Here is a 16971-nt window from a genome sequence, read left to right on the forward strand (position 1 = left end):
TGTAGATAAGTTTTAGTTATCAAAAAAGTGACTATTAAAATAGTCACTTTCACTTATTGTTTATCTTTGCGATGCTTTAATAAATAGGCAATGGTAGCTACGATTAAAACAAGAGCCCCAACAGAAACCGAAATTCGCGTTTCTGGATTAATAAACATAAAAATCACAATTAAGGTTAACATGAATAAGGCAAAATAGTTGGAGTATGGATAAAGCGGCAACTTAAACGGATGTTTTTCCATTAAATGAGGATTCTTTTTTCTAAAACGAAGCTCGGCTAATAAGATGACGAACCATGCGACCATCCCTGGCAAAACTGAAGAACTATACACAATGACAAAGATATTTGCCAAAGACTTATTAAAGAACTGAATGAAGACATTGATCATAAAACCAATGAAAATTCCGCCAGTAATTCCGATAATCGCATGACTTGGGACAATTCTCTTTGAAACGTAACCAAAAGTCTTGGGTGCTTCATCCTCATGAGCTAGTTTATACAGCATCCTGCTGGAAGAATAAATTCCCGAATTTGCTCCTGATAATGCGGCCGTCAAAACAACAAAGTTAATCACTGAGGCCGCTGCCGTAATACCGACTTTAGCGAAAGTATTAACAAAAGGTGAGCCAATGCTGCCTAATTTATTCCAAGGATAAATCGTGACAATGACAAAAATCGCGCCGACGTAGAAAATTAATATTCGCCATAGAACTGATCTAATGCTTTTTACAATCACTTCTTGCGGGTGAGCAACTTCTCCGGCAGAAATACCAATTAATTCAATTCCTTCATATGAACCAACGATAATCGCCATCGAGAACAAAAATCCTTTAAAGCCGCCGGTGAAGAAACCGCCATGTGCCCATAAATTAGAAAAGCCAATCGGCTGACCATGATTGCCGAAGCCAAATAAAATGACGCAGAAGCCCAAAATGATCATTGAAATAATCGTGACTACTTTGATCATGGCAAGCCAAAATTCCAATGTGGCATAAGCTCTAGCACTAGCCAAATTCGCCGCCAATAAAAAAATAATAATCACTATGCCGGCGATCCAATCTTCACTGCTAGGCCACCAGTAGTGAAGATACTCTGTTGTCGCTACGACTTCTGAGATACCAACAACGATATATTGAAAGACATTCGCCCATTCAGCCAAATAACCCGCGATTGGATGAACATGCACAGTAGCATAATCAGCAAAAGATCCTGTTCCGGGATCAATGTAGAGCATTTCGCCCAATGCCCGCATAACAATATATAAAATAAGGCCAACAAACATATAGGCGAGCAAAACAGATGGTCCAGTCCACTTAATTGTTGAGGCAGACCCCATAAACAGACCAACCCCGATCGCACCACCAAGCGAGATCATTTCCATCTGTCCTGCTGTCATTGATCTTTTTAATTTTGGAGCTTTTTTGCGTTCTTGCATCTTCAACTTCCCTTCCTATCGCGCAAGCAAATTACTGGCTATCCCTTTTTCTCTCCATTTTGCAATTTGGAATGTTTCAAGCCAAAAGTAAAGTATATTACTAATCCTACAACAATCCAAAGGGATACCATAATTTTTGTTTCTTTAGGAAGCATAATAATAAAGTAAACGCTAAGCAAACCCGCTAATATTGGTAAACATGGGTAAAGCGGCATCTTAAAGCCATGATTAGGGATATCCTTGCGGTGGCGCAGAGGAATAACCCCAAATGAAATTAAGGCAAATGCTAACAAAGTTCCCGCATTAATCAACGATGCCAACTGCATCAATGGAACCAGGCCGGCAAAAATTGCGGCTACAATTGTTGAAACGATAATCGCATGATCTGGGATCATCTTTTTAGCATCAACCTGACCCATTGTTTTAGGTAAAAGACCGTCTCTTCCCAAAGCGTAAAGCAGACGCGATCCACCTAAAAGCATTGTAATCATCGACGTAAAAATTCCGATCAAAGCTCCTAAAGTTATCAGTTTGTTCCAACTGTTTAACCCAACAAGCTTCAAAGCATATGCGGCAGGATCATCAACATTTAATAATTTATAGTTGACCATCCCAGTTAAAACTAAAGAAAAGCTGACGTATAAAACTACGGCTACCAGTACCGTTCCCAAAATTCCTTTAACTACGTTTTTGCCTGGATTAACAGTCTCGGCGGAGTTAGAGGCCAAGGCATCAAAGCCGATGAAGGCAAAAAAGACAGTAGCGGCAGCAGTGGAAATACCACCAAAGCCAGCTGGCGCGGTATGGAATTCTTTTGGATAGAAAGGTACGTAGTTTTCAGTTTTGATATAAACCAATCCCACCACAACGAAGAGAATAATAATGGCAACCTTGAGGATTACCATGATATCTTCAACTCGTTTAGACAAATTATCACCTTGATAAAGAATAAAGGCAACAATTAAAACGATCAAAACAGCGGACAGATTAACAATTCCACCCTCCATCGGTCCTGCTTGCAATGCCTTAGGCAGATGAAGTCCGATTGCTTCAAGAATATTATCGTTAAAGTAGGACGCAAAACCGGTTGCCTCTGCGGAAACCGCTAAGAAATATTCCAGTAAAAGTGCCCATCCAAGCACCCAACCAACTACTTCACCATAGATAACTGAACCAAACGAATATGCAGAACCAGCGACAGGCATTGCCGAAGAAAATTCAGCGTAAGCCATACCAACAATGCCGGAAACAATGGCTGCTAATAGGAATGCCACCGCAACTGCAGGCCCAGCATGCAAGGCTGCTTCATGTCCTGGAAGAATAAAAATTCCCGTTCCAATAACAGCACCGATCCCTAATGCAACTAAATCTTTGGCATGCAGACTGCGAACTAACCGAGAATCTGCCTGCAGGTAATTCGCGACTGGCACCTTTTTAAAAATATTTCTCATATGTCTCACCCTCTTAATGTTTAGGCTATTATACATGAAATGAGAAAAGATTTCATAATATTTTAAGAGAAAAGGTTAATAAAAAAGAGCATCTTGCTCGATGCTCTTTAATCTTTAATAGACTTGAATCTTATTAAGTGGCCAGTAGCGCAGCTTTACAACGCCGATAATATTCTTTTTGGCAATCGTTCCGATGTAGCGGCTGTCCTTTGAAACGCTACGGTGATCTCCCATAACGAAGTAGGTTCCTTTAGGAACGCGGTTGGTCTTCTGCATTTCCTTCAGTTGTGCACTTGTATAGTATTTCTTATAATTTGCCGTTTTTGCTAGCGAGGAAATAGTGAAATTCTGCGTTTGCGAATATTTTGTTCCTGTGAAGCCATCTTCATTGTCAGTCAATTTAAATCCTTTGGTCAACCAAGGCTGACTGATCTTTTTGCCATTGATATAAATCTGATTGTTCTTGCTGACAATCTTATCGCCCGGCATCCCAATTACACGCTTGATGTATTCAGCTCCTGGCTCATCCGGTGCATTAACAATCACCACATCGCCACGCTCAATCTTGGCGTGACGAACAGCGATTACACGCTCACCATTTTCAAAATTAGGCTGCATTGAAATACCTGAAACCGTATCATTGCTGAGCACAAATGTGAACAAAGCATAATAAATGCCCATTGCAATTAAAAATATAACGGCGATTTGCAAAAAGTCTTTTAATCCAAACTTATTGTTATCTTTTTCTGCCATGATAACTAAATTTCCTTTTCTAAAATCGTGTACGTTAACATTATACACTTTGAGCAAAAAAAGAAGCACCCTTTCGGATGCTTCTTAATAAAAGATATATTTTAAGCTTATTTAATTAACAACTTAGTCTTCTTTTGACTTAGTTTCACCATCTTTTTCTGCTTTTGGCTTGCTTAAGTCCAGAATGGACTTGCCATTCATGTACAAGTGCTTGTCGTCAGCAGTGAATTCAACCTTCTTTGTGTCAGGGTGGCTCATAACAAGCTTAGCAATTGGAGTTTCAAGGTTTTGTTCAACAACTCTTCTAAGTGGACGTGCACCGAAGTCTTTGTCGTATCCTTTTTCTGCCAAAACCTTCTTAGCTTCGTCAGATACAGTTACTTCAATATTTCTCTTCTTAAGAACGTGTGACATCCTCTTAAGGTAAATGTCGATAATCTTGCTCATGTCGTCTTGAGTTAATGAGTTGAATGGAACAATTGCGTCCAAACGGTTAAGGAATTCAGGTCTGAAGTAGTTTTCAAGAGCGTGGATTAACTTGTCTTGATCTACTTTGCCATCCTTAAGCAAGTTGTCTGAGTAGCCTGCGTTTGAAGTCATAATCAAGATTGTGTCCTTGAATGAAACAGTTCTGCCTTGAGAGTCAGTCAAACGACCATCATCCATGATTTGAAGCAAAGCGTTGAATATTTGTGGGTTAGCCTTTTCGATTTCGTCGAACAAAATCAAGCAGTAAGGTTGGTGACGAACTTTTTCAGTTAATTGACCACCTTCACCGTAGCCTACATAGCCTGGTGCTGAACCGATCAACTTGTTAACTGCCATTTCGTCTTGGTATTCAGACATGTCCAAACGAATGAAGTGATCCTTGCTGCCGAAGAGGTTAATAGCTAATTGCTTAGCAAGTTCCGTCTTACCAACACCAGTTGGTCCAGTAAGAAGGAATGAACCTGTTGGACGGTCGCTGTCTTTGAAGACTTGCTTACGAGCAATAGCGTCAGTAATAACATCAATTGCCTTGTCTTGGTCGATAACGACTGCCTTTAATTTCTTAGCTAAATCAAGGTTCTTCTTAGCTTCATCAGCGTGAAGTTCGCTCATTGGAATATTAGTCTTTTCTTCAATCAGCTTGTAGATGTCTTTTTCGCTAACTACTGGAGTTTTAGCCTTGTCAGCAGTCTTCAATTCTTCTTGAAGCTTTTCGATTTCAGTCTTTAATTCTCCAGCTTTCTTGTAGTCTTCAGCCTTAGCAGCTTCGTCTTTCTGAGCTTCTAAAGCGTGAATTCTATTCTTCAAGCTTTCTTCATCATGTGAGTCAACTGTCAAAGCCTTCTTGGCACCAGCTTCATCCATCAAGTCAATGGCTTTGTCTGGTAAGTAGCGTCCTTGAATGTATCTTTCTGATAATTCAACAGCTAACTTAAGAGCATCGTCATTGTATTTTACGTGGTGGAAGCTTTCGTATCTCTTCTTTAAACCTTCCAAGATCTTAATTGCAACATCAGTTGTTGGTTCTGGAACTTGAACAGGTTGGAATCTACGTGCTAAAGCTGGGTCCTTTTCAATTCTTTGGTATTCACTAGTAGTAGTGGCACCGATTAACTTCAAGTCACCGCTTGCAAGAGCTGGCTTCAAAATGTTAGCAGCGTCGCCGTTGTTAGTTTCTGAGTCAGTTGAACCTGCACCAACAATGTTGTGTAATTCGTCGATGAAAAGAACGATATTAGGGTTCTTCTTAGCTTGGTCGATAACTTCCTTTAATTTTTCTTCGAAGCTGCCACGTAAGCTTGAACCAGCAACCATATCATTAATGTTAATAGAAATGATGTGCATGTCCTTCATCTTAGATGGAACATTGCCTTCTGCGATTCTTTCAGCCAAGCCTTCAACAATTGCAGTCTTACCTACACCAGCAGGTCCAATCAATACAGGATTGTTCTTCTTGCGTCTTGATAAAATTTCAATTACTTCATTAATTTGCTCGTCGCGACCAATCACTGGGTCGTACTTGTTGTTCTTAGCTTGTTCAACTAAGTCGATCCCAATTGATTTTTCCTTCTTTTGTTGTGGGGCTTGAACCATTGCTTGTTGACTTGGGTTAGCATTTGAGCTCATGTTGCTGTAGTAAGCACTTAAGCCATTCGGTGTTCTGTTAAAGTCATCATTAAAGAATGAGCGGTTTAATTCGTTAAATAAGTTGTCAAAATCATTGTTAAAGTATGCCATTGCAAACACTCCCTTATATTTATGTCTTTTTATGAAATTAGCGCTTTCGCTTGTTGAGTGCTAACTGGTTACACTTATAAGTATATCAGGTTATCCACAGATTACAAGCAATTTCCAAAAGTTTTCCACAATTACGCTAATTTTATGCTTTTTTGCAAAAAATATGCTCACAAATGCCGGTATATGGCCATTCTTTGGCCACATAAAATGTTAAAGAAATTCTTAAGATCTAAGATTTTTTGCTTGGTTTTTTCGAAAAAGCAATAAAAGTTTTCCACAAAAAATAAAAAGAGAGCCTGAAATTTTATTCAGATTCTCAATCTTTATTTATTGTCTTTTTCTTTGTTTTCTTTCGTCCTGCGGCTAGTGTTCTTGGAATTGGTCTTACCCAATGGACTATTATTTTTCTTCTTATCTAACAAGTATTGTTTAATCGCTGCTACCACCTCTTTATTCTGTGGCAAATCGGAGTGCGTAGCGTCACTGCCAGTAATAGTTATCTCCGTAAATTGCTTTACTTGATTTTGAAAAATATATTTACCCGCGTGGACACTGTTCTCAGGAACGATTCCGTCTGAGTCGTAATTTTCACCACCGAGTAAAGAATAAACGATTAGATTCTTCGGCAAATTCTTGCGGTATTTGATGAGATCCGACAACATCTGCGTTTTGTGACTAACATTGCTTTCACTGAAGATAAATGGTGAGGCCAAGGTCATTAATTTTTTGATCTTAATATCAGACTTGTAGTAAGAATAGTAATGCTCCAGCCAATACGTCCAGATCAGGCCGCCATTGGAGTGACCGAAGGCCTTAAAATTATTGAATTTGTAGGTTTGTGAGACTTGATAAAAGGCTTCATCCAGCCAGGAAGCCTGTTTTTTGATATTGCTGTAGCCATCATGGTTGTTTTGAAAACCAACTACAATAATGGGCTCATTGTCACCGTGATCAATCGAACCAGAAAAATCAAGGCTGCCATTAGTACCAACTTTAATCTTCAATACGCTGTGAGGATGGGGATTGTTTTTGTTCAAAATCGCTATTAAAGAGTCAAAGCGGTTAATGCTGGCACCTGACCCCGGAATCATAATAAGTGGCGATACAAGCGATTTTCTTCTTTGAGCCCGGTCACGGTTAGTAGTCTTCATCCATGAAAAAGCTGGAATTGATAAGGCAAGTATTATCAGAAAAAGGATAACCAACCATTTAACATTTTTTCGATTAAATTTGAGCTTGGTCATATGCCCTCAACTCCTCACTAATTCTACGACCGATAATAACAAACGGAAGCAGCAATAAAATATCCAGAATAAACAGCAAAATAGTAAAGATAAAGGTAGCCCAGTTGCCGTTAGAGCCAAAGAACGAGATTAAAATTCCCGGTGTTCCCTCAAGAACTGGATAAACTGGTGGCATAATTAAATGAAGCGAGATTGCGCCAGCAGCAATTAATTCATTAATCGCTGGAATTAAAATTACTGGTAAAAGATAGAGCGGATTAAGAATAAGCGGAATTCCGATTGCTAATCCATTTTTTGCACCAAATGCGACCGGCAGGAGGTTGAGCTTGGCGATATCTTCAATTTCCTTATTATGGGTGTACAGCAGCAAGATAACCGTCAGAGCCAGTGCAATTGAAGCATCCCCCATCAGACCATAGCTTTGAACCATTGAACTGCCCAAGAATTTATAGGGCACATTAGCGGCACTGCCATGACGCAAAGCATAGTTCAAGTTAACCAGAGCGGCACCCGAATTATTGTCGTGGGCAAGGGATTGAACGGGATAACCGATTCCGCACCACCACAATAGCATTGACAGCATCGTTAGCAAGATGACTACTGCAAGATTGTTAGAGCTGCGCAGGTTGGTAACAATGCTTTTTACAGAGTAGGAATCAAGCAGTCGAATTTTGAAAAAGTACAGAATAAGGCCAAGAACAAGGCCAAACAAGATAGTGACTATTGCCGGTTTAAGCGATTGGCGCGCCCGCTTTTGAATTTCTTCAACATGCTCGACTTTGATATGCACATAATCTTGCCCAAGCCAGTGAAAAATCTGGCCTACAAAATAACCGATCAGCATAGCAATAAGCAAGCCATTAATACTCAGAAATCTTGAATAGAAAGTTACTTGGCTGTTGGCGGTTTGAGCATTGCCTGTCAAACAAGCACACAGCATAATTACCAGAACTGAGGTAATCCCTGCCATTGTCGCATCTTTGTGATAAAGCCGTGCGGTATAAACCGCTGAAAAGTAGGCCACATAGATGCCAAAAATACCGAAAGTAACTCGAATCATCCCTGAGGACAAAAAATAGCCCAGATTCCAAATTTGATCAGACATTGAATAATCAAAGTTAAACAAGTTATAGATCAAACTATCAGGTGAGAAAATGCAGTCACGAATTATTTTAAAATAAGCGCCGATTGTCGCTACTGGCATCAGCATAACGAAAGTTCTTTGAACAACTCTAAAAAAAGACCGCCTTCTAAGCCAAAACAGTCCCTGGGTAATATTATTGATCATTCTTGCTCGCTCCTAATTTTTATTATAGACATTATACCTAATTATTCTTGATAAAAAGGTGTCATGTTATAATTTAGGAAAGAAATAAAGGTGAAATTATGGCACGAAAAAAGATCGAATTAGACAAAGATATTGAAAATTTAGTTGCAAAATATATCGACACTACTGAAATTGATTGGAACAGATTAGTTAACAAGTCTTTGAAATACTATATTACTAATAAGTTGAATTCAAAAGAAGTTAAAAAGCTTATCAAGGATAGTGATGCGGAATCAGCAAAATACCTTGATGAATATGTTCGCAACAATATTGATAATCACTGGAATATGTAGTTTGTTGTTATTAGCAAAAAAAGCTTGATCTGTAGTGCCCCCCGAAATTCGGACACGGATTTCGGGGGGCACTACATTGATCTTTGCTTTTTTGTCATCATGCATAAAAAACCATCTTCCTATTTTAAATTATACGGGAGGTGGCTTCAATAAAATATTTTACTGCTCTAAAATAGCGATAATTTAGTTTTCCTTAAGGAATTGGTCACCAGCTAAATCACGGTAAAAGTTGACCATGGTTTGACGGTAATATGGAACAAGCCAGATAAAACCGATTCCCAAAGTAATGACGCTAAGAATAGCCCAACCGATGAAGCTTAACCACAAAACGAACAAATCAGTCTTATGACCATTCATCAAATGACGACTCTTTGTAATTGCTTCCGTCATCGTTGGCGTTTTGCCTGCATCATAAAGATCCTTCATGATGTATGGCGTCATTGCATATGAGAAAGCCTTAATAATCCCTGGAATAATGAACAGAAGCGTCCATAAAATAAGGAAGATCAATTCTACCAAATAAGTGATAAATGAACTCGTGAACTTGCCATCAGTATAAGCACTAAACATGCCTTTGAAGATATTTGGCTGATCGCCTTTGTCTCTGAATTGCAAAAGCGTGTAGTAAACGCCCCAGACGATTAAACCGAGCAGCACGCTAACGATTAAATTAATCACTGATGAAGTCGTGCTTTGATGATAAACAACGCCATTTGCCATTTCATCGATGCGAGTATAAACGATTTCGCGCTTATCAAAAATCAAAGACACAATATCTTCAGCACCATAAATAATCACATATGCAAATAATGACAGACAAACTGCCCAGCCCCAATGACCACGAAGTTGGTCCTTGGCTGCTTGTTTTAATTCTTTTCTGCTCATTTTTCTCCTCCAAAATGATTTCAATTACGTTTTCTTAACTGTTACAGTTTAGCCCACTTTGTATATGAAGTCTAATTTAGGTATAAAAAAAGCCTAATTCCACCAACATTGGAACTAGGCTCACACAGTGAAATACCACCACTTCTGACCACATATAGAAGATAACATTTTCGCTACCGGAGAAAATGACTACTTTCCTTAGTGGCGGTACATGAAAAGTTTAGCATTCAAAATGTTAAAAAACAACACTTCTACCTGCTTAATATAAAAATATTTTTGATCATTTTCGATCTAAGTCAAGCATCATTGTCATGATATGATCAATTCGTTTTTTCAAATATGAAAATTTCTTATGATCAACACGATTAGACTGAATAATGATCATATTCTTACCATCATTTGTAGTACGCAAGAAGGTAAAATATCCGTCTCCCGCACCATTGGCGCTCTTAAAGACTTTAGTATTATAAAAGCCACCATTATAATATTTTGGTGCTTTGCCATGATACAAGACAGAGCGACTGTTATTCGTTAGCAATTTGCCAACAAGCATTTCTCTGACAACTTTTGCCAAATCACTATCGGACATTGCCACCGAACCAGCACCTAATTCATTATGAGCATCAGCAACTACTTTCGAATATTTTACCCGGTGGTACTTGCCATCAAGGTAGTTATAACTATGAACCCAGCCACTTGCTTTAAGCACAGCCGGATCTGCCCATAAGAATACTGTATTCTTTAATTTCAATGGTTTAACAAATGTCTTTTCAAACATTTGCTCATATGTCTTTTTCTCAAGCTGAGCTAAAATACCGCACAAATAAACGTAATTGAGTGAAGTATAGTGCCACTTGCCAAATTGCTGCTTATTGAACACGGTCTTCCTCACATCGGCCTTAATGTTGTCCGCATCAGAGACAAAATGATCAGTTCCCAATGTCTGACCTGACTTGATATCCAGTCCCGAAGTCATATCCAGCAAGTTAGCAATAGTTATTCGATCAGCACCAGCTACAGTTGGATAAAACCTGCTCAATTTCGTCTTCAACGATAATTTTTTAGCCTCAATTTCACGCATGATCATGGCAGCTGTCATTGATTTTTGCACTGAATTGATTAAGTAGCTAGTGTCATCCTTATTGGCCGTTGAATATTTCAGCCAAGTCTTATTATTTTTGATAACAAGAACCGAGCCTTTAATTCCTAATTGGTCAATAGCATGTCGCACTATTTTTTTTTCTTTTGAACCATCAAGATGATTCTTAGTTAAGTTTAAACTCTTGACCTTAGTAGTATTTTGCCACTTCTTTGAGTAATAATAATTGCTCATTGAGTAGTCGTAGCGTTCATTAGGCAAACGCATGAACTTTTTTACTGCTTTATCAACAGCAATCCAACCATTCCAGCCCAAGTGAATCGTATCGGTCATGAAATACTTCTTGTTGCCATCTTTTGACAAGTCTTCAATATTTTCAAAACCTTGACTGGTCAACTGTTTTTCTATTTTAGCAACTGACTTTTGATACATCTTCATTGATAAGCCTGTGTACTTAGCCCACTTAGCATTAACAGGCGGAATGATGAACAAAACGTTGGTATGCTGCTTAGCAAATTGATTAAGCATCAACTCAAAGTCCCCATATTCAGGTGACTTGACGTAATCGAAATTGCGTTGACTGCCCTTTAACTTCTTAAGAACTTTCTTTGGCAAACGTGTCCGATAAAAAGTATTATCAATTCCAAAATTATTGGAGTTGGTATGCATTGCTGCTTGTTCATCCGCTACTTTCTTCAAAGCAGCTTCAGAATAAGTCTTAGGCAAAAGCTTTTCTTCCTTTTCGATCTTGTTGATTCTGTCTCGCAATTGGAAGGAGCTGAAGAATTTGTCTTCATTAGCCAGCATCCGTTCACGATCCTTCAATAAGAAACGATCCCAACTAGAAAGCTTTTTGCCTGCCGCTACTTTTTTCAAGCAAGATTTAATAATTCCTGCTTTTACAGTTGGCATAGATGCAATTCTAGCCGCAGCATAACGATCAGTTTTTGTGTTTTTGGCATGCAGCAAGAAAATGGCCGTCCCAAGTGGAGAATAATACAGATCAAAGGCAGCAGGGTCTTGACCCTTCTTGGTAAACCATTGTGGTGAAATAATCACAACAGCCTTTTTATTCTTCAATTGCTTGCTAGTTCCCTGCATCCCTACAAACTGAGCCAGGCTTTGACTGCCAGGGCCACCAAGCAAAAACGGCCGATAACTGCGGTGATACTTCGCAGCTAAGACACTTGGGTGAAGCGGATCAATACGTGATAATTCACTTGAACCATAGAAAGGCACATATCCACTATCAAATGCTTCCTGCTTCATCTTTATCCCTTTAAAGACCGTCTGCGTTTGCGAATTGGCAGCTTCATAGATTGAACTCTTAGAAAAAGTTCTTTCCCATGGCAATAAAAAGACAATGATCAACAGAACAATTGCACATAAAACCGGGCCAAAGATTTGCCAGAGCCGGCGTTTATTACTCATTTTCTAAGCTTTCCACCTTTGCAACGATCTTAGCTGGAGTATCCCATTCTGCACGGTTGAATTCTGATACAGGAACATCGATACCGAACTTTTCTTGCAAACTCAAAAGCATTTGAACGCTTGCCATTGAATCGAGCAAACCATTTTCAAAAATATTTTCATCCATTCGATCTGATAAATCTTCACCAGTCAAATCATTCAAAATGTCTAAAACTTCTTTTTTTGTGTCCATTATTAATACCCCTCAAATAATTAAAATTTCTATCTCCTATACTTAATGCCATCCAAACCATAATTGGCTAAGAAAACCGGAGAAGATCAGCATCCCAAAACAAATAACCTGGAAAGTAATAAAAATTGCAAACCATTTAGTAAATTTATTAGAAGGAATGGTCTTCTTATGTTTCCGCTTAAATCTCAGCCAATAATCATTAATGATAATGGCAATGGCTTGGTACAAACCATACGTGATGTAGTACCAAGTAAGGCCGTGCCAAAAGCCCATGATTAAGAACAAAAGCAAGTATGAAACTTGTGATAAACGAATCCGGTTTTTAATCAATTTCTTCTTCATAGCAAAGAAGGTAAACCGCATGTAAATATAATCACGGAACCAGAATGACAAGGTCATGTGCCAACGATTCCAGAAGTCTTTAATATTTTGGGAAATAAAAGGCTTATTGAAGTTCATTGGCGTGTGGATTCCCATAAAGTATGAAATGGAAACCGCAAATAATGAATAACCGGCAAAGTCAAAGAACAAATACATGGTGTAACAATACATGTATGCTAAAACCCACCATGATAACTTCAATCCGCCTGCAGCATTTCCGGCAATCAAAGCTGCTTGACTGATTTTTGGCAGCCAATAGGTCCCAAACAGCCAGCCTAAAATAAACTTATATAAGAATCCTTGGAATAAATACCGAACTGCATATTGCAAATCCGTAATATATTGATCCCTGGTTGGTGCTTTATCAAAATCCTTTTTAAAGCGCCGGTAACGGTCAATTGGCCCAGAGGAAATCGTTGGAAAGAAGAGCAAGAATCTAGCATATGTTCCAGGTTCAACCTTCTTAATTGCCCCATCGCGAATTTCCATAATTACTTGGACATTCTTAAAGGTAATATATGAAATTCCTAAGAAACCCACGACAAATGGAACTGTTCCCGCTGGCATTACAGTTAAGATCTTAACAGCAGTTAATGGCAAAATCGCCAAAATTACAGCTAAACAGAAAACCCAGGTTTTATTAGGACTATTCTTTTTAGTGCGATAGCGTTCATAGGCAAAGGTTAGCAAGAATTCAAAAACTAGGTAAAGAATTAAATTGACCCCTTGCTGCCAGTGACTAGCATCGAAGATCAAGAATAAGAAGACTAATGAAAAAATAGCTTCATATGTCTTAAATCTTTTACCATTATAAAGGCCGATAATCATTGGAATTAACGCAATCAGCAACCAAATAAAGTATTGCGGATTTGAGTAGGGTTGTAAGTTAATGAAATTAAAATTCACTACTTATTAACCTCCTTAATGACCGCCTTGATGTCAACTTTGCCATTTTGCGAAATTGGCAAAGAATCTCGATAAATGAAACGTTGTGGAATCATATATGGCATTACGTTTTTAGCCAAATCTTCACGAATCATTTTTGTTAAAGCAACATCAGAGTACTTGCGTCTTACGCCTTGCTTTAATTCAATTTCAGCAACAATCTGCTGAACAGCGTGGTCTTTATTGTATTTTGGAGCAGCTACGCCATAACGAACCAATTCATTTTTGCTCAAGTAAAAGTTAATTTCTTCAAGTTCGATTCTGTAGCCGTTAAATTTAATTTGGAAGTCAATCCGGCCACGATAAAATAACATATCGCCATCAAAGAAGCCGGTATCGCCAGAGCGATAGCTTTGATATTGATCATCATCATTCTTAAAGAATGCGGCTTCAGTCTTCTCCGGGTTATTCATATAACCTTTAGAAACGCTAGGGCCGCTGATGATAATTTCGCCTTCGCCTGGTTTTTCACCTTTAGCAGTATCGATTGTGATCTTGGTGTCTTCTTTAGCACGACCAATTGGCAACCGATCATATTTCTTTAAAATTTCATCAGTAATTTCAACTTGCGTTACCGCAACAGTTGTTTCCGTTGGACCGTAAGTATTGAAAATATGTGATCCTGGGAATTTTTTCTTCAGCATTTCTACTTCAGTATGCGGCAATTCTTCACCACAGAATAAGAAATGCGTCAAATCTGGGTGGTGTTGAGCATCAAATGTTTTGTCCAAGAAGCACATCTGTGCAAATGATGGCGTTGATACCCAAACGTTAAATTGCAATTTTGGCAAAGTGCTGAATAATTGTGCAAAGTTTTGCGTCAAATCATGTGGCAAAACAACCAACTTGCCCGCTGCAGTTAATGCAGGATACAAGCTCATGACTGACAAGTCAAATGAATATGGAGCTTGTGCCAAAAAGCTTGGATGTTCTGGCAAATTGAAATCGTTCAATTCCCAGTTAACGAAACTGAGCAAGTTCTTGTGACTAATTTGAACCCCTTTAGGCTTCCCAGTTGTTCCTGAAGTGAAGATAATGTAGTAATTATCATCGCCTTCGACGAATTTGCTTTCGTCAAGCGTGTAATTGCCGTTTTCAACTTCATCTGGCTTAATCACTTGTACGCCAGGCAATTCAATTTTTGGCAAATCATCAATTGCGAGCACGACTTTTGCTTTAGAAACGTCTTGAATCATTGTCAAACGTTCAGCGTTTGAATAGCTTGCAATTGGAATATAAGCATGTCCAGATTTGACACAGCCTAAGAAACTAGCAATCATTTCAAAGTTTTGACCGCCCCAGATCATAATTGGATCTTTATCAGGGATATCTAAGCTTGATAACTTATGTGCCCAAGCATCTGAACGCTTTTTCAAATCACCATAAGTATTAGTATGGCCGAGATAATCATAAACCTCGCGATCAGGTTCATTAATTGCAATCTCGTCTATCTTCTTGATTACATCTTTAATCATTGCTGATCCCACCTGCCTTAAAATTCATTGTAAATAAAGTGGACTGAATTTAAGCCACTATATTCATACAAATAAATTAGGGCCATGAGGATCGCAAAATATACTATTGTTTTCAAGACAAACATCCCTATTTGTTTGCCTCGAGATTCAACTTTTTTTGTTTTCTCCATTTTTCTCCCTCGTTATTCTTCAACAACGTTCAGGCCTTATCTTACTACAAATGAATGTAGTGAAAAGACACTCAGGTCATATTTTAACAAATTTAAATAAACTTAAACAATTGGGAAAAGAAATATTTTTTAATTTCCAAATAATGCATTTATATTAATTGATAAAATTCTATCCATAATCACCATATTTGGTTTGGCATATTGCTTTGAGCCTGACTCAAAAATACAAAGCAATTGGCCCTTATATGCAGTAATTTGTTCCAAATATGGCGGCATATCAATTACCAATTCCGCGTTTTTTTCATCTAAAGCATCAAGTGCGGTAGAAGGGAAAATATATAATTTTGAATCGCTGCTGCCATAGGATTGACTTAAGAAAATTTTATCGTCATAAATCGTAATTCCTTGAATCTGTTTGTTCATTGAAGTTACGCCACTTGGATCGGACCAATCAACCGTACCAGTAACGGATTTGATTTCATTATTGGTAATTGAGTTTTTATTTTTGCCACTGCGAGAAATCGTATAACTTGCTACTCTCCCGCGGCCATACATGTTAAAGAAGCCGACAAACAGCTGATTATCGTAGTAAGTAACAGTCGATGCTTTTTCAAGAGTTGGAATTGAAATTCGGTTGTTATAGCTAATTGGGGCATGGCGTTTTGTATCATAGCTAGCCACCTCTTTTAGAGGAAAGGACATTAACGCGGATGACTTGCCAATTGATCCAGTAATCCAGACATTTTTGCCCACAGGATCATACGCAATTCCGCCAAGGTGAGGTCGACCGGCTACTTGAATGGTTTTGATGTATTTTCCAGTCTTTTTATTAAGCACGTAAATAACGGACGCGTGCGTATGCTCACCGTCATAAGCCGTAAGCAACAGATACTTGCCGGCAACCGTAATTCCCTGGGGCGTCATTTCAGTTGCAGTGTCGTATTTTTTCTTCTTAAAGTCATAGCTTTTGGTCGCAACTAAGCCAGGAATGACAAAATCCTTGCCCACCCAGGTTCTTGGGGGAACATAATTGGATACTTTATTAATGAAAGGATATTTTGTTCGTAAATTTTTTTGATATGTGGACTCTTTTTGCCAAGCAGCATTCGTATTTGTACCATCTTTTGCCTTTACCAGCTTTGGTCGATTATTTAAGAATTCTTGTTCTTGATACCATTGATACCCAAAGTAGCCACCTGTGCCTAATGCACCAACTATCAAAAGAAATAAGACAAAGCTTTTAAGGATTCGTCCTAATTTTTTAACCACATTACCAATCTCCTCAAAAAATTTTCACGTTGACTGCATTTTATCAGTTTATATATTTTATAGGAAATAAAATCCTTGTATTAGCCAAAAGTAATCAATTTAAAATCAAAAATTCGTTTTATTTCAAGATAGAAATAATTTCGTCACACTTTTTTCACAATTAACGTTTATCATATAAATTGTAGCGAACGAACAAAATTAAAAGTTTCGGTCGAATACTATTCAACTTTTTTTGTTTTTCATTCATACTCCTCCAAGTAAATAATGAAAATTAAAAGTGATTGGCTAATCGCCAATTTCATATCTATCCCTTTCGGCTCACGTGCGTTGCGTGGGCCTTTCTTGGTCGTCTTA

At 38.3% G+C, this 16971-nt stretch carries 14 protein-coding genes; 1 reads left to right on the top strand and 13 read right to left on the bottom strand.

Annotation, left to right across the window (positions count from 1 at the left end):
• Window positions 1-53: 53 nt before the first annotated feature.
• From D0Z64_RS06800 to D0Z64_RS06825, 6 genes are all read right to left on the bottom strand, one after another.
• Window positions 54-1436 carry an amino acid permease gene (locus D0Z64_RS06800; protein WP_080881828.1) on the bottom strand — a complete coding sequence of 461 codons (1383 nt, stop codon included), beginning with the start codon at window positions 1434-1436 and terminating at the stop codon, window positions 54-56.
• A 38-nt stretch (window positions 1437-1474) separates the two neighbouring features.
• Entirely contained in the window at window positions 1475-2887 is a 1413-nt protein-coding gene (locus tag D0Z64_RS06805) for an APC family permease (protein ID WP_080881829.1), read from the bottom strand.
• Window positions 2888-3001: 114 nt separating this feature from the next.
• The gene (lepB, locus tag D0Z64_RS06810; RefSeq protein WP_040457251.1) at window positions 3002-3640 is read right to left on the bottom strand and encodes a signal peptidase I; all 639 of its coding nucleotides are present in this window, start codon (window positions 3638-3640) and stop codon (window positions 3002-3004) included.
• 123 nt (window positions 3641-3763) lie between these two features.
• Window positions 3764-5866 carry an ATP-dependent Clp protease ATP-binding subunit gene (locus D0Z64_RS06815; RefSeq protein ID WP_080881830.1) on the bottom strand — a complete coding sequence of 701 codons (2103 nt, stop codon included), beginning with the start codon at window positions 5864-5866 and terminating at the stop codon, window positions 3764-3766.
• Between the two features lie 323 nt (window positions 5867-6189).
• Window positions 6190-7110 (bottom strand): alpha/beta hydrolase, encoded by a 921-nt coding sequence (locus D0Z64_RS06820; RefSeq protein ID WP_080881831.1) that lies wholly within the window; start codon window positions 7108-7110, stop codon window positions 6190-6192.
• Entirely contained in the window at window positions 7091-8398 is a 1308-nt protein-coding gene (locus tag D0Z64_RS06825) for a PTS transporter subunit EIIC (RefSeq protein WP_080881832.1), read from the bottom strand. Before D0Z64_RS06825 ends, D0Z64_RS06820 begins: the two co-directional genes overlap by 20 nt.
• 98 nt (window positions 8399-8496) lie before the next feature.
• Between D0Z64_RS06825 and D0Z64_RS06830 the strand changes: the two genes are divergently transcribed.
• Window positions 8497-8730: a hypothetical protein gene (locus tag D0Z64_RS06830; protein ID WP_080881833.1), complete on the top strand. Its 234-nt coding sequence runs from the start codon at window positions 8497-8499 to the stop codon at window positions 8728-8730.
• A 183-nt stretch (window positions 8731-8913) separates the two neighbouring features.
• Here the strand turns inward: D0Z64_RS06830 and D0Z64_RS06835 are convergent, their stop codons facing one another.
• From D0Z64_RS06835 to D0Z64_RS06865, 7 genes are all read right to left on the bottom strand, one after another.
• On the bottom strand, window positions 8914-9615 hold the full coding sequence (locus tag D0Z64_RS06835; RefSeq protein WP_006351842.1) for a DUF975 family protein: 702 nt from the start codon (window positions 9613-9615) through the stop codon (window positions 8914-8916).
• A gap of 280 nt (window positions 9616-9895) precedes the next feature.
• Window positions 9896-12145, bottom strand: coding sequence for a D-alanyl-lipoteichoic acid biosynthesis protein DltD (gene dltD / locus D0Z64_RS06840; protein ID WP_127345808.1), 2250 nt, complete (start codon window positions 12143-12145; stop codon window positions 9896-9898).
• Window positions 12138-12377, bottom strand: coding sequence for a D-alanine--poly(phosphoribitol) ligase subunit DltC (gene dltC, locus D0Z64_RS06845; RefSeq protein WP_006351840.1), 240 nt, complete (start codon window positions 12375-12377; stop codon window positions 12138-12140). Before dltC ends, dltD begins: the two co-directional genes overlap by 8 nt.
• Before the next feature lie 42 nt (window positions 12378-12419).
• The gene (dltB, locus tag D0Z64_RS06850) at window positions 12420-13664 is read right to left on the bottom strand and encodes a D-alanyl-lipoteichoic acid biosynthesis protein DltB (RefSeq protein WP_080881835.1); all 1245 of its coding nucleotides are present in this window, start codon (window positions 13662-13664) and stop codon (window positions 12420-12422) included.
• On the bottom strand, window positions 13664-15178 hold the full coding sequence (gene dltA / locus D0Z64_RS06855; protein ID WP_080881836.1) for a D-alanine--poly(phosphoribitol) ligase subunit DltA: 1515 nt from the start codon (window positions 15176-15178) through the stop codon (window positions 13664-13666). Before dltA ends, dltB begins: the two co-directional genes overlap by 1 nt.
• A gap of 17 nt (window positions 15179-15195) precedes the next feature.
• Window positions 15196-15348 (bottom strand): teichoic acid D-Ala incorporation-associated protein DltX, encoded by a 153-nt coding sequence (locus D0Z64_RS06860; RefSeq protein WP_006351837.1) that lies wholly within the window; start codon window positions 15346-15348, stop codon window positions 15196-15198.
• 129 nt (window positions 15349-15477) lie between these two features.
• Entirely contained in the window at window positions 15478-16617 is a 1140-nt protein-coding gene (locus tag D0Z64_RS06865; RefSeq protein WP_127345809.1) for a YncE family protein, read from the bottom strand.
• Window positions 16618-16971 lie beyond the last annotated feature (354 nt).

It is taken from the genome of Lactobacillus amylolyticus, assembly GCF_003999355.1.
GTDB lineage: Bacteria > Bacillota > Bacilli > Lactobacillales > Lactobacillaceae > Lactobacillus > Lactobacillus amylolyticus.